The sequence below is a fragment of the Bordetella muralis genome, from assembly GCF_054781015.1.
In genome coordinates this window covers 989,944-1,012,916 of the sequence record NZ_BAAGVF010000008.1, presented here as the reverse complement: position 1 = coordinate 1,012,916, position 22,973 = coordinate 989,944, and the positions used below count along the sequence as shown (strand labels likewise).

Genomic DNA, 22,973 nt, shown 5'->3' with positions numbered 1-22,973 from the left:
TCGCGCACGTGACATTTGATGGTCATACGGCGCGATGTCCTTCCTTCGCCGGCTGATCTATTGCCCGATATCCTGCCCGTATTCCTGAAGCTTGCGCACGGCGATCTCATGATGTAATCGTTCAACCATCATGCCATCCAGGCTGATCACCCCGGCATTTGCGTTCTCGGGCAGGTCGTAGGCTGCCACTATCTTTTTCCACCAGGCAATTTGCCCTTCGTTGGGGCTGAATGCCTTGTTTACCGTTTCGACCTGAGCGGGGTGGATAATGGTTTTTCCATTCATCCCCAGCGCGCGTGCGACTTCGCATTCTGCGCGTAGTGCGTCTGTGTTCTTGATATCGTTAAGCACGCCGTCGATGACCGCCATATCGAACGATTTTGCCACCAGCATGACGTGGCTAAACCAGGGCATCAGATTGCGGCGGTCTTTGCCGGGATCGATATCGCTGTCCTTGACGAGGTCATTGGTGCCGAGGACCAAGCATTCGAGGCCAGAATTTTTGCCTTGCTCTACGATGTGTTCCAGTCGAAGGATACCCAGCGGGTTCTCTACCATGCTCCATATCTTTGGCGCCCGACCTTTGCCTGCAGAGATTTCCACATACGTGTCATGTATATGCTGTGGCGTCGTGACTTTGGGCAAGAGCACCGCGTCAGGCATGATCTGGGCAACGGTGGCGAGATCGTCTTTCCAGTACTCCGTGTCATTGGCATTGACGCGTATGACCAGATACTTTCCCTGAAAACTGGCGCGCTCCTTTGTCAGAAACTCGGCGAGTCCGGATCTCGCATGTGCCTTCTGTTCCGGAAAAACACTGTCTTCCAGATCAAAGATGACTGCATCGACGTGCAGGGTTGCCGCCTTACGCATGGCCTTTTCGTTGATGGCGGGTACGTAAATAACGCTGCGTAGTTTTCTGTTCATATCGTTCAGGAAGGGTTTTTGGCTCGCTTGATAGTATGCCAGACGTGGTTTCGCTACCCTCGTTCTCGCTATGCCTCGACAGCGGGTTGAAAGTGCATTCCGGAGCAGCCCCTGGAGCTTTTTAGGCGCATGGATTAAAAAGGAAGAATCCCCTTTGGAGACGCCACCCATGAACCGCTCACTAACGTCCCTATCTCCCGAAACACAAGCTGATGCCGCTTGGCTTGCCCGAGTTCATCTTGCCGCAGCGAATCGGCTCGCCGTCCATGATCAATTGGAAGAAGGCATCGATAACCATTTCACCATGATGGTGCCCGGATATGAAGACCGCTACCTGGTGCTGCCATTCGGCCGCCATTGGTCGGAGGCTCGGGCCAGCGATCTCATCGTTTTCGACGAGCGCGGACAGGTGTTGGAAGGCGAAGGAGACTTGGAGCTGAGCGCATTCTGTATCCATGCACCGCTGCACCGGATCACCGGCGCCAAGGTCATCCTGCACACGCACCAAACCTGGGCGCTGGCACTGAACATGTTGGAGGACAACCGTCTACTGCCATGCAGCCAGACAGCGGCGTTTTTCACCAAAAACATTGCGTATGACGATGGCTACACGGGACTGGCAGATACCCTGAGCGAGGGAGAGCGCCTGGCTGCCCTGATTGGCGACAAGCAGGTGCTCTTTATGAAAAATCACGGTGTGCTGGTGGTCGGTGATACCGTAGCGCAGGCATACCGCCGTCTTTACAAGCTCGAGAGAGTCTGCAGGGCTCAGATACTGGCGATGTCGGCAGGCAGGCCCCTTTCGGTGCTGCCGGACGCGCTCGTCGACAGGGTGGACACCCCCAACCCTAAAGACAGCCACTCGCGCGCTGAACGTGAGAGGCTTTATTTCGAGGCCATGATGCGCGTGTTGGATCGGGTCATGCCTGGCTACGCCGAGTAAAGTCCCGGCTGCGCACGCTCATCCGCCACGGTGGCTCCGTGCTTTAGGCTGGTTTACGAAAGTCATTCTCGACCCAAGCCGTGGCTGTGCTCAGCGTGAATTTGTAGTTCGGCGCGACTGTCACTTCCGCAATGGTTTCGCCGTATTCATCCACGGCGCTGAGTACTGCAAACGGCTGATCTTCGTCCGGAACGATGTCCAGTTTGATCGTCAGTGTGACCTCCGGCGTTGTCACCCTGATGCTCTTGTGCAACTGCGCGTGCAGTTGTTGCTCGTGCCTGCGGATCACCTCGGATGCCGTCTTGACCAAGGTGCGAAAGGCGGTGGGGTCCAAGGGTTTAGGGTTCTTTTTGTCCCGTCCCATCGTCCAGGGACCCACCAGCGCCGGTTCGGACTCGCCCTCGCGGGTCATCTCGACGGCCCAGCCGTCGTCCTCCTCGTTTTTGATGACACGCGCCGTCCAGCCGTTGTCACGCCATAAGTGCGATTCGTGGATGCTGTCGTCTGTAGTGTCTACGCCCTCGTTCTCGAGGGCGGCCGTTTCGTAGAGTGTGGCCACAGTGGATGTTCCGTGTTGCGATGCCAGTCATCCAAAGTGGATACTGAAAATTCGTCTGCCATTATCGCAGAGTGGCCTCATCTCTCTCTTTGTTAGTTGACACAACGGAACCCAATAGCCGGGGCGCGCACGTTCGAATTTCCAGCTGTGCGCTGACGGACCGCACTGATCTCCTACAAGATTACAAGATAGATAATACGAATCAGTCGTATTAATAGTAAGATGGCGCCCTTGTGAAAATTCTCGGATTATGGAATGCGGCGCGTCATCCTTTCGGCATGTTTACTGAACACAGCAGTTCCCGTAGTGCTGGCTGACGAAGTCGGCGCGACTGGTTCCGTGGAGCTGGAGGCGGTCAGCGTCTACGGCGACACGGAGCGCGCCGACGGGCCGGTGATAGGCTATCGGGCCACCCGTTCCGCGAGCGCCACACGTACTGACGCGGCCCTGCATGAAGTGCCGCAATCGATTAGCGTGGTGCCGCGTGACGTGGTCCAGGACACCAATGCGACGCGCTTGGAGCAGGTGCTGGATTATGCAGGCGGCGTGGGCCGCGCAAACAACTTCGGCGGACAAGGGCTGACTACGGTGACTGTGCGTGGTTTCACCACCGGCGAGTACTACCGTAACGGCTTTCCGATCAATCGCGGCTATCCTAACGCGCCCGATTCCTACACCCTGGAACGCCTGGAGGTGATTCGCGGCCCGAACACGAGCCTGTATGGTCGTGGTGACCCTGGTGGTACGTTCAATGTGGTAACCAAGCAGCCAGAAGCCGAGTCGAGCGTGACGGTAGGCACGCAGTTCGACACGCATGGTATGCGCCGCGCCACGATTGACTCGACCGGCGCCCTTAACGAGGACGGCAGCCTGACCTACCGCGTCAACGCGCTCGCCGAGGGCGGCAATACCTTTCGCGACGACGTCAGCACCGAACGTTACGGCGTCTCGCCCGTTATCAGCTGGCAGCCAAATGCGGCCACCCGCATCACCCTCGAAGCCGAGATGATCCGTAACAACCATCCGCTGGACCGCGGCCTGACCCGCTATCCCAATCAAACTGGGCGCGCTTCGCGCGACACCAATGTCTGGGAGACCGGCACTGACAACAAGCTGCACAACGACAATAACGTGGTGCAGTTGCGCTTCGAACACGCACTTAATGATAATTGGAAGCTTGGCGGAGGCGCGCAATGGCTGGATGGCACGCTCAAGGGCAATGCCGTGGAGGCCAACGCGCTGCAGGCCGATGGCCGCACGCTAGGACGGAATTTCAACTACCGCAAGCTTGATTGGACTGATCGAGACCTCCAGCTCAACCTGACTGGAAACTTCAGCACGGGCAGGCTGCATCACACTCTGCTGGCCGGCGTAGAGCTCGAGGACTATGACTATCAGTCGATCATCCAGCGCTCTGCTGCCGGCGCCAACGCCTACCCTATCGACCTCTATGATCCGGTACTAGGCCAACCGCGTCCCGCGCTCACCCGCACCACCACGCATGACAAGGAAAATTTGAAGACCTGGGCCGCGTTCGTGCAAGACCAGGTGGCCATTACCGAGCGCTTCAAGCTGCTGGCGGGATTGCGGTTTGAGCGCTTCGAACACACTTACCGCGATCGCTTGCCCACTGGCAGCAGTTGGCAGACCACTGACTCGGCCATCACACCACGCCTGGGTGTTCTTTACGATCTGACCGACACGCTCGCCATATACGCGAACACCGCGCGTTCCTACAAGCCGAACACGGGTGCGGATCGGCAAGGTAATGGCTTTGACCCCGAGGAGGGAGAGTCGTTTGAGGTAGGCGCCAAATGGGAACTCCTCGATGGCCAACTAAGCCTGGATTTCGCGGCCTATCAGATCGACAAAACGAACGTGCTGACGGTCGATCCGGCTGACTCCACCTATCGAGTAGCGGCCGGCGAGGTTCGCAGCCGAGGTTTCGATCTCAACATAGCCGGAAACATTACCCGTGAATGGCGCATGATCGGCGGATACTCGTTCGTGGACGCCAAAGTCACCCGCGACAACACGCTGCCCAGGGGCACGCGGCTGGCCAATATCCCACGCAACTCGTTCAGCTGGCTCAACATGTACGAGTTTCACGAAGGACCCGCGCGAGGGCTAGGTCTGGGCGTCGGAGTGCGCTATGTGGACGATCGAGCCGGCCAGACTGCGGCATCGTCTTACACCATGGATTCCTATGTGGTGGTGGATCTCTACAGCTTCTACCAGGTTAACAAGAACCTGCGCGTGAACCTGGATGTGACCAACCTGTTCAATCGCAATTACGACGAGGGCGCTTTCAACAGCTATGTCTATCCAGGCGCGCCGCGTACCGCGCAATTGGGCATCAGCTATACCTACTGACACGCGGCAAGCCGAGCTCGCCGCGTGCTTTGCGTCTATGAATGCGTAATGTTCGTCCCCAACACTTTCATGCACTCGCGCATGAAAGCGGCCAGGCCCGTCCAGCCCTTGGCCGACACCATGGTGCCATCCACATAGGCTTCGTGTGGCTTCACGTCGATGTAAGTGCCTCCGGCCAGGATGACTTCGGGTTCGCAGGCACCGAGCGCGGCGACCTTCTTTCCGCGGATCACCCCTTCGACGGCGACGAGAATCTGCACCCCGTGGCATATGGTGAAGATCGGTTTTTTAGCCTCATGGAAGTGACGCACCATGGCCTGGATCCGCTTGTCCGTGCGGATGTATTCCGGACCGCGGCCGCCCGCGCAATATACCGCGTCATATTCTTCGACGTTCACCTCGGAGAACGTCTTGTTGATTTCGGCCAGATGGCCAAATCGCTCGATATAGGTTTGATGCCCCTCGAAATCGTGCAGTGAGGTCTGGATCATTTCGCCCGCTTTCTTGTCGGGGCAGATCACATGGACGGTATGGCCTACGGCCTCCATTCCTTGCTGGAACACATAGATTTCATATTCTTCGGTGAATTCACCGCAGAGCATCAGAATTTTCTTGCCACTCATTTGGTTCTCCTTTTGGCTGTTGTCACGACCGGATGGTGGTCCGGCCACCTGTCGTCAGAATGGGCTGTCAGGGAAATAGAACTGGTCGGCGTTCTCGGGGGTGATCAATGGCGCGTCGAGTTTGAAATTGCCACGCATCGGCGCTTGACCGCTGAGCTGGGCCGCCGTCATATAGATCGCCGATTTGATCATCGACGGCGGATAGGGGGTTGAGATGGGGGTGACCGGGTTCTTTGCCTTTACCAGTTCGATCACGTCCTTCATGCCGTTGCCGCCCAGCGCGTATTTGATCTCGGTACGACCGGATTGCTTGATTGCTTCCAGCACCCCCAGCAGCATGTCGTCGTCATTGGCCCAGACGGCGTCGATCTGGGGATACTTGGCCAGATAGTCCTGCATCAGCGTAAAGGCCTGATCCTGGTTCCAGTTGGCATACTGAATATCGAGTATCTTGATGTCTGTGCCCTTGATGACGTCGGTGAACCCCTTGATGCGTTCATCGTCAATGACGGTCGGAATGCCGCGCAGCACGACGATTTTTCCTTTCTTGCCCAACTTTTCCGCCAGCCACTTCGCCGTGTTCGCGCCGACGGCGATATTGTCACCCGCGACATATAGATCCTGAATCGTGGGATCCGTCAGGCCGCGATCCACGACTGCGATAAAGGCGCCACCTGCCTTGACCTGGGCGACAGGGCCGGTCAGCTCTTCTGAGGTGAACGGCAGGATGACCAACGCATCGAGGTTTCGGCCGGCGGATAGGTCTTCCAATGCCGACACCTGCGCAGTCGCCGAAGGCGATGTCTTTACCACGACGTCGATATTCGGAAATGCGGCTTTTATCTCTTTCGCAGCCTGTTCTGCGTGATAAACAACGCCTCCTGTCCAGCCATGGGTGGCCGCCGGGATGGAAACGGCGATGGTCTTTTTGCTTTGTGCCAAAGCACTGGTTGCGGTACATGCCATAAGGCTGACTGCCAGCATGGCGAGCGCACGCTTGGTCATGGATGTCATTTTGTCTCTCCTGATTATGGTTGTCATTTCATGTCTACTCTGAAGGCGTCCATCCTTCGTCGTGATGGTTATTTGATGAAGCGGTGGGCCAGCATGGCGAGGATGATGATTACGCCTTGTACGGCCGCGACGAGGTATTCCGAAACCATGTTGGATAGCACCATCAGATTGGCGATCATCTCCAGAATCAATGCACCGGCGACGGTTCCCCAGATTCGCGCCTTGCCTCCTCGAAGTAATGTGCCGCCGATCACAACGGCGGTGATGACCTGCAGTTCCCACAGTTGGCCTGTCGTCGGCGTCGCGGCGCCGAGTCGAGGGATGTAGCAGATCGCCGCAATGGCGACACATAGCCCCTGTATCACAAAGGCAATGGTGCGGACCTTCGTGACCGAAATGCCCGAAAAGCGAGCCACATCGGCATTTGAGCCGACGGCCATGCAACGGCGCCCGTATTTTGTCCGGTACAGAATGAAGGCCCCGACCAGGGCGACGATCAGTGTGATGGCCACTGGTATCGGAATGCCCAGCACATCGCCGAAATAGACGGGCCGGTAGGGTTCGCGTAGCGCCCGGGCCATCGGGATCGAACCACCATCGGACATCCACGTGATCAGGGCACGAAAGATTCCCATCGTGCCAAGCGTGGCGATAAAGGGTTCGATCTTGCCCACCGTCACGATCAGCCCATTGAGCAGCCCACAGGCCGCACCAACCAGGATCCCCACGACCGCACCGACAAAGATGGCGTTTGCTCCGATCGATGGCTCAAGCCGGTTCATCGTCAGAATCATGATGCCCGTCACGAATGCCATCATCGACCCGACCGACAAGTCGAGACAGCGAGACGAGATCACAAACGTGGCGCCCACTGCGATGATGGCAATGAACGCCGATCGCGTGACGACGTTCGCCATATTGGTGCCGGTCGCGAAGTTCGAGTTCAGCACCATGCCAGCCAACATCACCACGGCCAGCGCGATGAAGGGACCCATAGCGGCCCAGCGGATGCGCCGTGGCGCTTTAATGATCGCGATATGCGTCGTCGCGCTTGTCATTCTCGTCTCCTACCTTATTTATCGTTATGTGGTCTTGCAGATCTGTCTCGTACGCGTTCGCACTGGTGGCCGCATAGACGACGTTATGCTCGGTAATCTGGTCGCCAGTGAGTTCGGCGGCGATGCGTCCTCCACGCATCACCAGAACCCTGTCTGCCAGGCCGACAAGCTCCGGCAGCTCTGATGAGATCACGATGCAAGCTTTATTCGATCGAACCAGGTGATCGATGAAGTCGTAGATCTGGCTTTTGTTGCCGATGTCGATGCCGCGTGTCGGCTCATCGATGATGACAACGCAAGGGTCGGTCATCATCACCTTTGCCAGCAGCAGCTTTTGCTGGTTGCCTCCGGACAGTTGACCCGCATTCAAATGGACCGATCGGGCGCGAATGTCGTAGTCGCGAACGGCCTTATCCAGCGCAGCGGCCTCTTTGTCGCGATTCAGCGCAAGGCGCGGATGGATCCGGTCGAGCGCTTGTAAGGTCAGGTTCGGGGCCAGCGGCTCGTCCAGCAGAAGCCCCTTTCCCTTGCGGTCCTCGGTGAGATAAACCAGCCCCAGTTCTCGCCAGTCCTTGACAGAGCGGTGCTCCACCGCATTACCCGCCAGCTCGATTCGGGCCGCCTCGGCGGGCCGCAGGCCCATCAACCCTTCAAACAATTCGGTCCGGCCAGAACCGATCATGCCGCCGATACCCAGTACCTCGCCGCGACGAACCGCCAGGCTCGCTTGAACCGCGCCGTGATCGACCGATAGCTGTTCGACCGCCAGCAGTGGTGTGCCTGACGGCTGCGGGCGTTTAGGGGGATACAAGACGTCGAGTTGGCGACCGACCATGAGCTCGGCCATGCGGCGTTGCGACAGGTCAGCCGCCGGCCATGTGCCGATCATCTTTCCATCGCGCAGCACGGTGACGCGGTCGGCCAGTGCTTCGACCTCGTCCAGACGGTGCGAAATATATAGGACAGCGGCTCCTTGAGTCCGTAGCCCCCGGACGACTTCCAGCAATGCGGCGACTTCGTCGTTGGCCAGGACGGCGGTAGGCTCATCAAAAATCACGACCTTGCGTGGTTGCAGCAGAGCCCGGCCGATTTGTACCAACTGCCGCTGCGCCAACGGCAGGTCGCCCACATGGTCGCGCGGGTGGCAATGTGCGCCGATAGACGCCAGCACTTCGGCAGTGCGTCGGTCCATGTTTCGATCATCGATCAGGATGCCGCGCGACAGCTCTCGGCCAAGAAAGAGGTTCTCTGCAACCGTCAGATCCGGCGCCAGCAGGATTTCCTGATGCACTAGCACTACGCCCGCGGCCTCTGCTGCGGCAGCATCGGGGAAAACGATGGGCTGCCCCTGCATGAGCAGGTGACCCGCGGTGGGGCTCACGTAGCCGGCCAACAGCTTCATCAGCGTGGATTTCCCGGCGCCGTTTTCACCTATGACCGCGTGGACCTCGCCGGCGCGAATATCCAGCGTGACGTCGGACAGGACGGTGACCGGTCCATAGGCCTTCGTCAGCCCCTCCGCGGCAAGCGCTGCAGGGGTACGCGCTTTTACCGCCAACGGGATGGTGGCCGATAGCGATAGAGCGCCCACGGCATTCATTCGAAGGCCGCCATCAGCCGGTCACGTGAACACAGGATGTGTTCACGCATCGCCGTTTGCGCAGCGACCGCGTCCCCTGCTCGGAAGGCGGCCAGCAGCTTCTCATGTTCTTCCAGCGCCTCTTGGGTAACGCGGCTGTGGAACATCAGGCGAAACAGGTGCAGGTGGACATGCTGGTTGAAAAGCGTGGTGCGGATGACCTCGTTTCCCGCAATCCGCATGATCTCGTCGTGAAAGTGCGAGTCGATCCGAGCAAAGCGTGAATAACGGCTGGTCCGATCTATCGGCGTCCCGCCGTCCGCCATGTCGGCGGCAATGCTTTCAATATGGTCCAGTGCGGCGGGAGTCATATTGAGCGCCGCCAAACGTGCGCCTTCCGGCTCGACGAGCAAGCGAAAATTGAATAAATCCTCGAATTGCTTGCGGCCCAGTTGCGGAGCGGCGCTGTAGCCGATGAGGTGTGCCTTGTGGACCAACCCTTCGCGTTCCAGGCGCGAAAGGGCTTCCCGCACAGGTGTCTGTGAAACGTTCAGTTCTCGCGCGATCAAGTCGATGGGAATGCGGGCGCCAGGCGCGATGGCAAGCGACATCAGCCGTTCATTGATGGCGTCATAGACGTCATCGACCACGCTGGAGCGGCGTACGGATACACCGGTTTGAGTTTCTCGTTGTACAGCCATTTTGCTCGCGCACACCTTCTAAGTAGACCTTGACATGCTCAGATGGTGACAAATACCATATCGAATGTCAAATAAAATATCCTATAGGATATGATTTTAAGGCCCGGCACAACACCCGGATAGCGCGCAAACAGCGGCCAGCAGACAACGAACACAATGAGGGGACAGTGATGATGTATTTCGGTGCAATGAGATCGCCGGGCGAAGTGATATTTGGCTGCGGACAACGCAAGGCTCTGGGACTCGTGGCGAAACGGCTGGGGCAGCGGGCGCTGGTCGTCACAGACCAACGCCTCGCGGCGGATGCCGATTTCCAGGCCATGATGGTGGACTTGAAGACCAGCGGCCTGATCGTGCGAATCGAAAGCGGAACCTTGCCGGACGTGCCGGTCCGAGCTGCCGTCCTTGCTGCCGACGCGGCGCGCGAGTTTGCCGCCGACGTGGTGATAGGCGTCGGCGGAGGCTCTTGCCTGGACATGGCCAAATGCCTTGCATTGCTGCTGAGGCATGGCGGACAACCCCAGGATTACTACGGCGAACTGAAGGTGCCTGGCCCAATTCTGCCGGTGATCGCCATCCCGACGACTGCCGGAACCGGGTCAGAGGTCACCCCGGTCGCCGTCCTGTCAGATGACCAGCGCACACTCAAGGTGGGTATCTCCAGTCCGTATCTGATTCCCACGGTAGCGATCTGCGATCCTGAGTTGACGTTGACTTGTCCGTCGACGTTGACCGCTATCGCCGGCGCTGATGCGCTGACTCATGCGATCGAGGCTTTCACTGCCGCGCGTCGCGAGGTGGCTCCAGGCTTGACTCAGGAAAGGGTGTTCATCGGCAAAAATGCCATATCAGATCAGTTTGCGCTGACCGCGATCTCATTATTGTGGCAAGGACTCGAGACTGTTTGCGCCGATGGCGGCAACTTGGCCGCCAGGTCTCAAGTCATGCAGGGGGCGACGTTCGCGGGCCTGGCTTTTGGTGTCGCCGGAACGGCCGCAGCCCATGCCATTCAATATCCCGTTGGGGCCGTTACCCACACCGCGCACGGTGCAGGGGTAGCCTGCTTGATGCCTTGGGTGATGGAGTGGAATCGTCCGGTGATCGGCACCGAACTGGATCAAATGGCTGCCGTCATGAATCTGGCTGATGGTGCCGCTGTGATCCCCGCCGTCGCGGCGCTATTCGCCCGTATCGGGATTCCATCCACGCTAAGCCAGCTTGGATTGGCCGAAGACCAACTGGATTGGGTAGCGGATCAAGCGTGCGGCATCGAGCGGCTGATCCAGAACAACCCTCGTCCGCTTGATCGCAATAACATGCGAACGCTGATTGAGGCGTCTTATTTTGGTGTCGCCGATTTGATGCGGGACGCAAAGGCAGCATAGCAGGCGCGCTCAAATTCACGTAATCGCAGTATTTAACGGTGGACTTTCAACGATGGCCCAGGACCTTTATCGAAACCGTGACTTCATCCCGGACTTCGACGAGATCGTTGCCGAGACGGCTGCACGTTCTCGCGAGTTCGCGAGGGGTGTCGATATGCGGCTCGACGTGCCCTATGGTTCGAGCCCGCGCGAACGGATGGACATCATTCTTCCGCCTCGTATGGCAAAAGGTGCTCCGATCCATGTGTTCATTCACGGCGGCTACTGGCGCTCGGGCAGCAAAGAAGCTCACTGGCTGGTTGCTGCGCCGGTGCTGGCTGCGGGCGGTGTTGCCGTCCTTGTCACGTACGACCTCATGCCTGCCACGAGACTGGGCACCATCGTTTCCCAAGTTCGCGCGGCTGTCCGGCACGTAGTCAAGATGGCTGCCGATATTGGGGCGGATCCCACAAGGCTCACTGTCAGCGGCCATTCGGCAGGCGCACATTTGGCGAGTTACTTAGCTGCGCAGGGACCCGAGGAAGGTGCACCACCGGACTTGCCTGCGCTTGGCGGCCTGCTGCTCGTCAGCGGCATTTACGACCTGACCGATATTCCAGGCAGTTTCCTGAAGAACGAAGCGCAGATGACGCCGGCTGAGGCCGCGGCATGGTCGCCTCTGACCTCTTTTCAATTCCCCGGTCCTCGACGTATCGTGATGGTCAGTGAAACGGACACCGCTCCATTTCACTCTCAAGGCCGAGAGTTTGCCTCTTTGCTCGAGCGCACCACGCACGACGGGCAGTTCCGGACCGAAGCGGGGGCGAACCATCTCACGATTGTTCTGGCCTTGGGCGATCCCAAGAGCCCTGCAGGGCTTTGTCTCTCGGACTTGGTTAGCGGCTAAGGTCCTCCAGTCTGGTCAAGTGCGGCTATCCTCCAATGCTTGATCCCGAATTACGACAGTGATGCATACCTAACTCTTGCCTGGTGCTACGGGTTTCAATGGCACTGGCGGTCCGATCACTGGCGTATTCAACGGCGCAGCCGCTCCAATCAGGATAACTACCGAGTTGCCCCCGGGGTTCAGATCAGGATTTGGGTTCTGCTTCCAATTGTTCATTACCCACAAATTCCCCGATCTATCGATCTGGCCGCCGGTGATGCGTTCCAGTGCATCACTCGTATAGCCGGTCGCCGGCGAGATGGGATCGCCCACCTTTGCGCCTGGCCGGCATTTGCTCGTATCCGCGCCGCAGAATCGACTGATGCCTGTCAGCGCGGTTGTCGGTGTGGGTTCAACGCCGTCAGGTCCGAAATTGAACACCCACACCGTGTCATCGCCGTCCACCGAGATCCCCCATGGCACGGTGAGGCCGCCGCCGGTAAAAGGAGAGCCCGGATAAGGATCGTGGGTGCCCGTTTGATACATCGTGATGGAAGGGTTCGTCGCAGGACCTTCGCGCGCGCTGGCCGGGCAAGGTGCATCCAACCAATCCGAATTCGCGATCCAGACGTTTCCCTTGCTATCGGCGGCGTTTCCGATGGGATGATTAATCAGCGGGCGCGCAGGGTCAGCCTCGGCATTGGTCAGCGTCTTGAGGATGGTGCCATCCGGCGCAATCACCACCACCGTGTCGCCGCGGTTAGTGGTGACCCAGACGTTACCATCCAGGTCCACTACCGTGCCGAATGGCTTGAGCCGCGGCAGCCCCTCAGGGCCGAGCGGGCCCAGCGGGATATTGACAGCCTGCGCCGGGTCTCCGTTGGGAATCTTGGTGATCGAGTCGTTGCCGCAGTTGGCGACCCAGATGTTGCCTGCACGATCCGCCGATGTGCCTTGCGGCCACGATATCTTGCCCTGCGTGAATCCGGTGTTCGGGGAAATCGGGGTGCCATCGGGCTTGAATACCGAAACGCTGTTGTGAGGCGCCTCCGCCGGCGTGCCAATGCAGGGCGGATCCTGGAAACCGAAATTGCCCGTCCAGATGTTGCCGGCCAGATCGAGTGTGATGCCAAACCCCGCGCCGCTCAGGCCGCCACCAAAGTAAGGTGAGCCGGATATGACCTGCGCCGCGGGCGAGAACTTGATCAGTCGCAAACCCGCACACGCCGGTTGGCCAACATACTGTGGCTCGTAGTTGTCGTTTGCCCAGGCGTTACCCTCGGCATCAAACGCGATGTTGCCTACACCGTTGACGACATTGGTGGGGCTTTGCTCGCTGAAAAAGCCGCCAGTGACTTTCAGGAACAGCAGCCAGTTGTTAGGGCGTGAAGCGAGGCCCAGATAATTTGCCGGTGATGCTTTAGCCAGGTTGAACAAGGGATCGGTTGCATCATTCGGATATCCAGGGTACGAGGGATGCTTGACGATATTGGACAGCGCCTGCAATACGTTGACCGGCGCGCTACCGCCGGGTGGCGTTGCCGCGGCGAACAGCTTGGCGCAATTATCATGCTCTGCGGCGCAGGCTGCGACGACGTTGGCCAGCGAGTTGTATGTCGCCAATGTTGAAGTCTCATCACCGTTAGGCGACGAGGCAATCGCAGCGCCGACAGCGCCGGAAATGGGATCAACCAGATTCGTCGCCATCTGGGCCGCATTGCGCATTCCGATGGCGTCGCCCGCGATGCCCAATGCGCTGATGAATTGGGCAAACGCGTTGCCCGTGGCAACGGTTGTGTGGTCATTGATCACGATAGACGAACTCACCTCACCGTTATCACTGCCGATCGCACTGGCCAGCATCGAGGGACCTGACGTCGCTTCGACAAACAGGACGGCTTGCTGACTACGCTGCGCATCCGAAAGTGCATAATGAATGGTGAACGCACCGTCACTGTCTGTCGATCCCGAGCCCAGCGGAACCCGCGATCCGCCATCATCCGAAAAGCTGCCGTACAGCTCGACGCGATAATCCTCAACACCTGCCGAGCTGCTTTGAACGAGACCCGAGAGCTTCAGGTGTTTCTGGTTGGTAGAAGACGATCCTCCATCCGAGCACGCCCCCAGGATCAGCGCCATGCCGGCAGACAATGCGATGGATCGCCACATATTGCTCCGGCCTGGGGGTTGGACGCTCTTTGAATGTGCCATGTTCACCACCGTAGTTGGCTGACGCGTTTCGTGACGCGTGGATTAACGCGAGAAAACTACATGAACAACAGCGGCCGATCTAGCTTTTTTCGATGAAAGCGCGTATCCGTTCGACGAAAAGACAGAGACGTTTATGTGGGGGCAGATTTATTCATCATGCGCGCAGATAGAGAGACGTGTTTGTTTCTTGTCATTTGACCGTCATGTTTTTGTAATGCCAGTGGTATTGGCTAAGGCACGCAGTCCTGTGCGACAGGAGAACACTCACCAGCCCGTTCTCCACGCAAACTCAAGGCGAGGTATGACGATTCAGTTCAATGCCCAATTCGCTACCGAGCCAATTGATGAAGTAATGAAGCGGCCGTTTGATTGTCGCCGCCACGGGAAAGACCAGCGTGTGATTACACGTGTGAATATCGACCGATTTTCTGGTCAATGGCGCGACTAGTTTTCTTTCTGCGATCTCCCGTTGTGCAATCAGTGAAGACTCCAGGGCGACGCCCAGACCGTCTACTGCTGCACGGACACATAAGAAATTGCGATCAAAACTCAGGCCTTTGATTGCAGGCGCAGCAACGCCATTGTCCGAAAACCATTGCATCCAACGGACTTGACGGTTGTAGCTATCCAATAGCGGCAGCTTGAGCAGATCCGCAGGTTTCTTGATCCGGCGCGCCAATTCCGGCGAGCACAACGGAGTAATGATTTCATTGCCCAGGGGAAGTTCGCAAAGGCCATCTGCCGGCCGGTGATCAAACACAATGTCGGCGTCGAATTCATGGCGTTGAAATCGCAAATAGTCCGTGTCGGCCGACAAATGCAGCTCAATGCTCGGATGCCGTGAGACGAATGAAGACAAGCGCGGAGTCAACCATTGCGCGGCAAAGCTGGGGGCGCAATGCAAGCGCAGGCGCTCGGGCGTAGCGCCCGAGATCGCCTCGATTCCACGGCGCAAGTCATCGAATCCTCTCCCCACGTACAGCATCAAGGCTTCGCCATCCGGAGTCAGTTGGACGCTCCTTCCTTCGCGTTGAAACAAGCTCGTCCCCAACTGCGCCTCCAGTTTTCGAACCGCATGACTGACGGCACTGGGTGTCAGAAATAGCTCCGCGGCTGCTTTCGTGATCGAGCGGGTGCGTGCGGCGGCTTCGAAGCTGCGCAGCAATACGACCGGGATGTGGTTTGTCATAGTCAATATGTGAATTCAATTCAACTATTTATGTATATAACGCGTTTGTGAAAACGGCTTGGGTATCGCAGAATGAATTGAGCTGCTTATAGACAAGAAAAGGCGGTTCCCGGCAATGCCGGAGAAAAACAATAACCTACTTGGAGACAACAGAGACATGAATTCAATTTTCAGATGCTTGGCTATTGCCGTCGCCGTCATGGCGGCCGCGCCATCCGCCTTCGCGCAGACCAAGGCGCGCCTGGGTCATGTGTTCGCGCAAGGGTCGCCTGCCGACGTCGCCAGCCATAAATTCGCAGACTTGGTAAAGGAACGCACGAACGGCGAAGTGCAGATCACCATTTTCCCCAACAATCAATTAGGCGGCGATGAGGCCTTGGGTCGGGACCTGAGCCGTGGCTCGTTGGAGTTCGCCTTTCTCAATCCGGGATCGTTAGCGGGCTTGGATCCTCTGCTGGATTTTCACTATCTCCCTTATATCGCCAGCACGTTCGACCAAGTAGACAAACTTTTCTTCAACCCGGATGGCATCCTGCAAAAGACATTGAGCGCTGCACTTGTCAAACAGAACATGACACCACTCGCGTTCTTCGAGTTGGAGTTTCGTGCCGTGACCAACTCAAAGCGGCCCGTTGTGTCGCCTGCCGATCTGAAAGGGCTGAAGGTTCGCGTTCCAGGCTCGGCCTCGATACGCAGCTTCTTTGAGGCTGCGGGCACGCAGACGGTGACGATGCCATTCTCGAACTTGTTTGTCGCCCTGCAGCAAGGCACTGTGGATGGACAGGACAATGGCGCCACGATCACCTACAACTCACGGTTGTTTGAGGCACAGAAATACATGACGTTGACCAATCACGTTTACGCCATGGGCACCGTGACGGCCAGTCAGCGATTCTGGAAACGACTGACCGACAAGCAACGTGAAATCATTACCCAGGCGGCAATCGAGGCCGCCGCAGAAGAAGTCAAAAACAGCAGGGCGATGAACGGCGAATATCTCGAAAAAATCGCGGCGGCCGGGGTCAAAGTGACCCGCCTCAAACCTGAGGAAATGGCGAAATTCGTCAAGGTGGGTCAGATCGGTTGGGAACAACTGGCATCGACCTACGGCAAAGATCGGATTCAAGCGCTCAAAGACGAAATCGCGGCCGCCTCGCGTCCCTAGGAGGCCCCCTCATGTCTCACCATGATGTTGGCAGGGACGCAGGTGCCCTGGTGTCGCCGCGCCCGCTCAAGTCCTGCTTCCATAGCGCACTGGACAAGTTGATGCGATTCGAACTGATCGTGGCCAGAGTGGAAAGCAGGATTGCCATGGCCAGTTGGTTGGTGGCGACGCTATCCGTCCTGGCTTCACTGGTCATTCGCGCTTTTGCACTGCCCATCCCCGACACAGGCGAATGGGCGCTGGTTGCGATGTCGCCGCTGACATTTGTGGGTGCCGCCCTGTGTAGTCATCTGCACAAGCATTTGACGGCCGACATCGTCGAGATGTTGCCGCGCGGAACGCTGCTGCAGGTATTGGAGGCTGTGATCGCAATCCTGTTCATTATTTTCTCGGTGTTTCTTTCTGCCTTGGCGCTCGACCTGTTTGACTATGCCTTGTCCTCCAGTGAGCGGCTGACCGATTTGGGCACTCCGCTTGCCGTGCCGGTCGCGTTCATCTTGCTGGGCGCCCTTCTCATGGGTTTTCACGCCATTGTTGACCTGTTGCGGGCCTGTGCGGGCCGCTCACCTGGAGGGATCAATCCATGGTGATGATTTTCTTCCTGATGGGCGTCATATTGCTTGTCGGTGCGCCGCTGGCGGTGGGATTTGGCCTGCCTATTTTTTTCAGTCTCGATGCATTGGGTCTATCGATCACGAGCCTCAGCAATATCCCTTACGAGGAAATATCCGCCTTCTCGCTGATCGCCATACCCCTGTTCATGTTCACCGGCGGCCTGATGAGTGCCAGTGGAATGGCCAGGGAACTGATCGCGCTTTCGGATGTCGCCTTGGGTCGGATTCGCGGCGCGTTCGGTTATATCGCCATTGCCGCGTCAGCGCTCTTGGGGGCCATCACCGGATCTTCTGTTGCCACCGTGGCCGCTGTAGGCGGCATCGTGAGTCCGGAGATGATACGGCGAGGTTATCCCGCGGGTTACGTGGCCGCATTGACAGCGACAGCAGGTCTGTTGGGGGTCTTGTTGCCTCCCTCCATTCCGCTCATTCTGTATGGCGCGACCGTGGGCGTGTCTGTCTCGCAATTGTTCACGGCGACACTGCTGCCGGCCGCATTGATGGCGACACTCTTTCTGATCGTGCATGTGTTTCTATCACGCCGTCTCTTGCCCAACGGCGTGGAGCAGCGCACCTCAGAAAACAACGCTGCGCTTGACCATCAGGCTGTCATCCCGTTGCGGATAGCTGGTCGAGCGAGCTCGGTGCTGCTGTTGCCGTTCATTATCCTGGGCGGTATCTATGGCGGCATCATGACCCCGACCGAGGCGGCGGCGGTTGGCTGTCTCTATGCAGTAGTCGTCGTGGTTCTGCGCCGCATGGTCAGCCACAAAGTGATGGCCGGCGCATTGCGCGAGGCTGTCATCACTGGCGCGGGGATCTTGTTCGTCATTGCCTTGACCGGGGTTTTCAATCGCGCCATGGTGCTGAACCAAGTGCCCCAGGATTTGGCAATGTGGGTAGCTACGCATATTGATAGTCCGCTCATTTTTCTGCTCACCGTCAATGTCGTCCTGCTCGTGGTCGGGTCGTTTATGGAAACGAATGCCTCGATCTTGTTGATGGGGCCGCTACTGGCGCCCGCCGCCGCGCAATTCAATATCGACCCGGTCCATTTCGGCATCATCGTCGCAACCAATCTGGAGATCGGCCTGCTCACTCCTCCGATGGCGGCCAACCTCTATGTCGCGGCACGCGCGGCCAATGTGCCGATGCTGAAGATGCTGCGGTATCTCGCGTATTTCTTCACTGCAGCATTGGTCGGCCAGGCGCTGATCACCTATGTCCCCTTCTTCACCCTCTGGTTCCGGTAACTTTTCCCCGTAGTGAACTCACACATGAATGATGACAACGAAACATACCTGGGCGCTGCGCTGCCCAGGTTTTCCAAGGCTGCAGTCGTGCGAGCATTCGGCACACCGCTGGAAATCAAAGACGTGCCGATTCCGACGGAGGTCGAGCCTGGCGCGCTGATCGTCAAGACTTCTGCATGCTCGATATGTGGCACCGATGTGCATTTGGCGCGAGGCAATTTGGCGTTGAAAGTAGACCTCCCGGTTATTCTCGGACATGAAATGGTCGGCCGTGTGGTTGCTATCGGGCAAGGGGCCGAGCGAGATAGCGTCGGCCAACCCGTACGGATCGGTGACCGCATTTTATGGACGCACACCTCCTGCGGTTCCTGCTACTTCTGCACGGTCGCCAACCAGCCGACGCTCTGTGAAAACAGACGTGCCTATATGTACGAGAGCAGTGAAAAACCCCCGTATCTGCTGGGTGGCTTTTCAGAGTATGGCTATGTATTGCCTGAGTCCGGCCGTGTGCGCGTCCCTGACAATCTGGACGACGCCGTGGCGAGCTTGTGCAGTTGTGCCTTTCGATCGGTCATGAATGCGTTCGACAATCTGGGTCCGATCGATCCTTCAGAACATGTCGCTATTCAGGGTGCGGGACCGCTGGGGATTCTCGCCGCCGCGGTGGCACGTGTGGCTGGCGCGCGTACGGTCAGTGTGATTGGCGCGCCCGCCAGCCGCCTGCAGATGGCCAAGGATTTCGGCGCGACCCATACCTTCAACCTGGAAGGCTCTACTCACGAGGAGCGCGCGGAGCAACTTCGGGCAATGACAGGAGGCCGGGGCCCGGATATGGTGCTGGAGTTCACGGGGTTTCCAGGCGCGTTCAATGAGGGGCTGGACCTGGTTCGCAAGGGCGGGCGCTATCTCACCGTGGGCCAGCTTGGCGCTGGCTCGACGACGTTCAGCCCCTCTCTCATTGTCAAGAAGAACATTCGAGTCATCGGTTCCTTCTCGGGTGATGTAAAGTCATATTGGAAAGCCCTGCAGTTCGCGTCGGCGCATATCGATCACATTCCGTTCAGGAAAATGATCTCCGGTACTTACAGACTGGAGGACGTGAATGTGGCTCTGGAAAAGATGCACCGCCTGGAAGAAATCAAACCGCTGATCTTGATGGAATAAGGCGTACGTCGGTTGCCCGTTTGCCTTTTTTCACTCCAAAGGATGATCATGAAAACTTACAGCAATTTCATTGATGGCAAGGCTGTTGAACCCGTAGGCCAAACCTGGATGGACACGGTGAATCCCTATACCGGCGAGGTGTGGGCGCAGATTCCCCGCAGCGATCAACGCGATGTCGATCTGGCGGTCCAGGCTGCAAAGCGCGCCATGACAGAAGGCCCGTTTTCCAAGATGACGGCAACTCAGCGCGGCCAGATGATGTACCGTCTGGCACAGTTGATCGCCGACAATGCCAAGCGTCTGGCCGAAACCGAGGTACGCGATAACGGCAAGCTGATTGCCGAGATGCAAGGCCAGTTGAACTATGTCCCCGAGTGGTGGCGTTACTACGGCGGGCTCGCCGACAAGATCGAGGGCTCGGTCATGCCCATCGACAAGGCCGATCACTTCGCCTACACCACGCACGAGCCTGTTGGCGTCGTGGGTGCATTGACCGCGTGGAACTCGCCGCTGCTTTTCGTGGGCTGGAAATGCGCACCTGCCATTGCCGCGGGCTGCGCGGTCGTGATCAAACCCTCTGAATTTACTTCGGCATCCACGTTGGAATTTGCCGAGCTCACCAAACAAGCCGGTTTCCCCGACGGCGTATTCAATGTCGTGACAGGTTTAGGCCAGGAAACTGGCGCCGCGCTGGTAGAGCACCCCGACGTAGCCAAAATCACGTTCACGGGATCCGATGCAACGGGCCGCCTGATCTATGCACAGGCGGCCAAGACGATGAAGCGGATCACCTTGGAGTTGGGCGGAAAGTCGCCCAATATCGTGTTCACCGATTGTGACCTCGACAAAGCCGCCGCAGGCGTGATCTCGGGCATTTTCGCGGCCACCGGCCAGACGTGTATCGCAGGCTCGCGTCTGCTGGTACAGAACTCCATCAAGGATGAGTTCGTACAGCGCTTGATCAAACTAGGCACCACGGCCAAGAAAGGAAATCCCATGGAGGCCGACACCAACATCGGCCCGGTCACCACGCCGCCGCAGTATAAAAAAATCCTGGACTACATTGACATCGCCAAACGCGAAGGCGCCCGATGCGTCTTGGGTGGACAAGCAGCATCCAGCATGCCCGGCGGTCAATTCGTGGAGCCCACTATCTTTGTGGATGTGACGCCTGATATGCGCGTGGCACGCGAGGAAATTTTCGGTCCAGTGTTGGCGGTGATGGGATTTGACGATGAGGCAGAGGCTATCCGAATGGCCAACGATACGATCTATGGTCTAGGCGCCGGTGTCTGGACCGAAGACATCGGCCGGGCACACCGGGTCTCAAAGGCGTTGAAAGCCGGTACCGTGTGGGTCAACACCTATCGCGCAGTCAGCTACATGATGCCGTTCGGCGGAATGAAACAATCCGGGCTGGGCCGGGAAAGCGGCGTCGAGTCCATACGCCACTATCTGGAAACCAAGAGCACCTGGATATCCTACGCGCAAGGCGCTCCCGCCAATCCGTTTATCTTGCGCTGAGCGTGCCCTATCACCATATAAAACGTGGATAGGCGCAGAGGCACGTATTTCTAGGCGATCAAATGGCAATATAGACCGCTCCGCTCGCGGGGAGTACCCCAGCGAGCGGCCCCAGCACCGCGTCGATCCAGGTCGGCAGCAGCGCTGTGGTTTTTTCCCGATTACGGGAGCCTGGAGACAATAAAGGAAACCTCGTATTGATGGTTCGGATATTGGCTGTTCACCCAAGCCGCAAATTCCTCTTTCGTGACCCGATGATGGTAGGCGTTATGGAGCCACACCATGAATTCCTCTTGCTGTGCCTCCGTATCCAGCGGTAGGCGTTTGTATTTTGGGTCGGCCTTGACCTGAGTAACGAGCGTATCGAGCCAATTATTAAAAGGCTTATCCATCTCTGCGGCCACGACGCGGGGATCATTCTGGCTGCCGGTGGCGCAGCCTTGGAGCAACGGGACAGTCAGTGCAAATGCTGTTATGACAGCAGCGCTCACACGGCCAAATCGGGTCATCATGATTGGATTCCTTGTCAGTGGGTTTCAACGAAATACAGATAAGCCTTTGAAGAACACGCTTCCCTGCACGAGATCAGATCGATTCGGGCCTTATACCTTAACTTATACAAATGGCTATCGACAGATTGCCCCGCTTCACGTCAAACTACGGGGACCTGCCTGAATGGCTCACCGGAGGCCCTATGCCGCTGCAATTACGATCGCTTGTTCGACCCGACGCCACACTGGAGCTGTCGCTGGCCGATGTGCCGGTACCAACGCCTGCAACTGCCGATGAAGTGATCGTGCGCATGGAGGCTTCGCCCATGAATCCCTCGGACATAGGGGTGATGTTCACTGGCGCCGATATTGCCAAAGCCCGTCAGTCTGGCACCGGCGAGCGCCCGGTGATTACAGCTCCGTTGTCGGCCGCCGCGATGGCGGCGGCATCAGGGAGGGTCGGCCAGGCGATGCCCGTAGGCAACGAGGGGGCTGGTACGGTGGTCGCCGCAGGCGACTCCCCCACGGCCCAGGCCTTGCTGGGGAAAAAAGTCGCCATGATAGGCGGTGCAATGTATGCCGAGTATCGTGCACTGCCAGCCAAACAATGCCTGGTCTTGCCTGATGGCGCGACGGCAACTCAGGGTGCCTCGTGCTTCGTGAATCCCTTGACGGCGCTGGGCATGGTGGAAACCATGCGCATGGAAGGACATCGTGCACTTGTGCACACCGTTGGCGCGTCCAACCTGGGACAGATGCTTAACCGCATTTGTCTAAAGGACGGCATTCCGTTGGTGAACATTGTGCGTCGACCAGAACAGGCCGAACTGCTGACGAAACAGGGTGCCAAGCATGTGGTTGACAGCAGTGCCGAGGACTTCAATGCCAAGCTTGTCGAAGCTTGCTTGGTCACAGGAGCGACCATCGCGTTTGATGCGATTGGTGGCGGCCAGCTTGCCGGGCGACTCCTTTTTGCGATGGAAGCCGCATTGCTGCAGAGACCGGGCCACACCTACAACCGATATGGCACCGACGTTCATAAACAGGTCTACGTCTACGGCAGCCTGAACCGGTCACCCATCGAGATAGAGCGCAATTTCGGATCGGCATGGGCGGTAGGCGGATGGCTGCTTTTCCCCTTCCTGCAACGAGCAGGAGCCGAACGCGTCCAGCAACTGAAGCAACGCATCGTCGACGAACTGACCAGCACATTCGCCAGCCATTACACGCGGGAAATCACGCTGCCTGAGGTGTTGACGCTAGACGCCATCGCAAGCTACTCGCGTATGGCGACGGGAGAAAAGACACTGGTCCGCATCGCACCGGGTTGATTCG

20 protein-coding genes are annotated in these 22,973 nt (G+C 58.0%); 10 read left to right on the top strand and 10 right to left on the bottom strand.

What is annotated here, in order from left to right:
* Nucleotides 1-57 precede the first annotated feature (57 nt).
* Entirely contained in the window at nucleotides 58-1,098 is a 1,041-nt protein-coding gene (locus ACYVIT_RS22350; RefSeq protein WP_415804668.1) for an HpcH/HpaI aldolase/citrate lyase family protein, read from the bottom strand.
* On the opposite strand from ACYVIT_RS22350, the gene ACYVIT_RS22345 reads away from it, so the two are divergent.
* The gene (locus ACYVIT_RS22345) at nucleotides 1,097-1,870 is read left to right on the top strand and encodes a class II aldolase/adducin family protein (protein ID WP_415804667.1); all 774 of its coding nucleotides are present in this window, start codon (nucleotides 1,097-1,099) and stop codon (nucleotides 1,868-1,870) included. The two genes, ACYVIT_RS22350 and ACYVIT_RS22345, sit on opposite strands and share 2 nt — an antisense overlap.
* 43 nt (nucleotides 1,871-1,913) lie before the next feature.
* Here the strand turns inward: ACYVIT_RS22345 and ACYVIT_RS22340 are convergent, their stop codons facing one another.
* Entirely contained in the window at nucleotides 1,914-2,429 is a 516-nt protein-coding gene (locus ACYVIT_RS22340; protein ID WP_415804666.1) for a hypothetical protein, read from the bottom strand.
* Nucleotides 2,430-2,684: 255 nt separating this feature from the next.
* Here ACYVIT_RS22340 and ACYVIT_RS22335 point away from each other — a divergent pair, with 255 nt between their 5' ends.
* The gene (locus ACYVIT_RS22335; RefSeq protein ID WP_415804665.1) at nucleotides 2,685-4,802 is read left to right on the top strand and encodes a TonB-dependent siderophore receptor; all 2,118 of its coding nucleotides are present in this window, start codon (nucleotides 2,685-2,687) and stop codon (nucleotides 4,800-4,802) included.
* Between the two features lie 35 nt (nucleotides 4,803-4,837).
* On the opposite strand, the gene ACYVIT_RS22330 is transcribed toward ACYVIT_RS22335, so the two are convergent.
* The 5 genes from ACYVIT_RS22330 to ACYVIT_RS22310 all read right to left on the bottom strand — a co-directional run bounded on the left by ACYVIT_RS22330 (nucleotide 4,838) and on the right by ACYVIT_RS22310 (nucleotide 9,777).
* Nucleotides 4,838-5,425 carry a DJ-1/PfpI family protein gene (locus ACYVIT_RS22330; protein WP_415804664.1) on the bottom strand — a complete coding sequence of 196 codons (588 nt, stop codon included), beginning with the start codon at nucleotides 5,423-5,425 and terminating at the stop codon, nucleotides 4,838-4,840.
* A gap of 54 nt (nucleotides 5,426-5,479) precedes the next feature.
* On the bottom strand, nucleotides 5,480-6,439 hold the full coding sequence (locus ACYVIT_RS22325) for a substrate-binding domain-containing protein (protein WP_415804663.1): 960 nt from the start codon (nucleotides 6,437-6,439) through the stop codon (nucleotides 5,480-5,482).
* Between the two features lie 68 nt (nucleotides 6,440-6,507).
* Nucleotides 6,508-7,497, bottom strand: a complete 990-nt coding sequence (locus ACYVIT_RS22320; RefSeq protein ID WP_415804662.1) for an ABC transporter permease — start codon at nucleotides 7,495-7,497, stop codon at nucleotides 6,508-6,510.
* Nucleotides 7,463-9,097 (bottom strand): sugar ABC transporter ATP-binding protein, encoded by a 1,635-nt coding sequence (locus ACYVIT_RS22315; RefSeq protein ID WP_415804661.1) that lies wholly within the window; start codon nucleotides 9,095-9,097, stop codon nucleotides 7,463-7,465. Before ACYVIT_RS22315 ends, ACYVIT_RS22320 begins: the two co-directional genes overlap by 35 nt.
* Entirely contained in the window at nucleotides 9,094-9,777 is a 684-nt protein-coding gene (locus ACYVIT_RS22310) for a GntR family transcriptional regulator (protein WP_415804660.1), read from the bottom strand. Before ACYVIT_RS22310 ends, ACYVIT_RS22315 begins: the two co-directional genes overlap by 4 nt.
* Nucleotides 9,778-9,947: 170 nt before the next feature.
* On the opposite strand from ACYVIT_RS22310, the gene ACYVIT_RS22305 reads away from it, so the two are divergent.
* Nucleotides 9,948-11,162, top strand: a complete 1,215-nt coding sequence (locus ACYVIT_RS22305) for an iron-containing alcohol dehydrogenase (RefSeq protein ID WP_415804659.1) — start codon at nucleotides 9,948-9,950, stop codon at nucleotides 11,160-11,162.
* 52 nt (nucleotides 11,163-11,214) lie between these two features.
* Nucleotides 11,215-12,048 (top strand): alpha/beta hydrolase, encoded by an 834-nt coding sequence (locus ACYVIT_RS22300; RefSeq protein WP_415804658.1) that lies wholly within the window; start codon nucleotides 11,215-11,217, stop codon nucleotides 12,046-12,048.
* Between the two features lie 69 nt (nucleotides 12,049-12,117).
* On the opposite strand, the gene ACYVIT_RS22295 is transcribed toward ACYVIT_RS22300, so the two are convergent.
* Nucleotides 12,118-14,196: an NHL repeat-containing protein gene (locus ACYVIT_RS22295; RefSeq protein ID WP_415804657.1), complete on the bottom strand. Its 2,079-nt coding sequence runs from the start codon at nucleotides 14,194-14,196 to the stop codon at nucleotides 12,118-12,120.
* A 331-nt stretch (nucleotides 14,197-14,527) separates the two neighbouring features.
* On the bottom strand, nucleotides 14,528-15,427 hold the full coding sequence (locus tag ACYVIT_RS22290) for a LysR substrate-binding domain-containing protein (RefSeq protein WP_415804656.1): 900 nt from the start codon (nucleotides 15,425-15,427) through the stop codon (nucleotides 14,528-14,530).
* Between the two features lie 157 nt (nucleotides 15,428-15,584).
* Here ACYVIT_RS22290 and ACYVIT_RS22285 point away from each other — a divergent pair, with 157 nt between their 5' ends.
* From ACYVIT_RS22285 to ACYVIT_RS22265, 5 genes are read left to right on the top strand one after another with little or no spacing between them, the layout of a single operon-like run.
* Nucleotides 15,585-16,592: a TRAP transporter substrate-binding protein gene (locus tag ACYVIT_RS22285; protein WP_415804655.1), complete on the top strand. Its 1,008-nt coding sequence runs from the start codon at nucleotides 15,585-15,587 to the stop codon at nucleotides 16,590-16,592.
* Nucleotides 16,593-16,603: 11 nt separating this feature from the next.
* Nucleotides 16,604-17,182, top strand: coding sequence for a TRAP transporter small permease (locus ACYVIT_RS22280; protein WP_415804654.1), 579 nt, complete (start codon nucleotides 16,604-16,606; stop codon nucleotides 17,180-17,182).
* Entirely contained in the window at nucleotides 17,176-18,459 is a 1,284-nt protein-coding gene (locus tag ACYVIT_RS22275; protein ID WP_415804653.1) for a TRAP transporter large permease, read from the top strand. The genes ACYVIT_RS22280 and ACYVIT_RS22275 overlap by 7 nt, the downstream gene beginning before the upstream one ends.
* 24 nt (nucleotides 18,460-18,483) lie before the next feature.
* Nucleotides 18,484-19,623, top strand: a complete 1,140-nt coding sequence (locus ACYVIT_RS22270) for a zinc-binding dehydrogenase (RefSeq protein WP_415804651.1) — start codon at nucleotides 18,484-18,486, stop codon at nucleotides 19,621-19,623.
* Nucleotides 19,624-19,671: 48 nt separating this feature from the next.
* Nucleotides 19,672-21,147 carry an aldehyde dehydrogenase gene (locus ACYVIT_RS22265; RefSeq protein WP_415804650.1) on the top strand — a complete coding sequence of 492 codons (1,476 nt, stop codon included), beginning with the start codon at nucleotides 19,672-19,674 and terminating at the stop codon, nucleotides 21,145-21,147.
* Between the two features lie 161 nt (nucleotides 21,148-21,308).
* Here ACYVIT_RS22265 and ACYVIT_RS22260 read toward each other — a convergent pair whose 3' ends face one another.
* Nucleotides 21,309-21,659, bottom strand: a complete 351-nt coding sequence (locus tag ACYVIT_RS22260) for a hypothetical protein (RefSeq protein ID WP_415804649.1) — start codon at nucleotides 21,657-21,659, stop codon at nucleotides 21,309-21,311.
* Nucleotides 21,660-21,841: 182 nt separating this feature from the next.
* Between ACYVIT_RS22260 and ACYVIT_RS22255 the strand changes: the two genes are divergently transcribed.
* Entirely contained in the window at nucleotides 21,842-22,969 is a 1,128-nt protein-coding gene (locus ACYVIT_RS22255) for a zinc-binding dehydrogenase (protein ID WP_415804648.1), read from the top strand.
* Nucleotides 22,970-22,973: the final 4 nt, after the last annotated feature.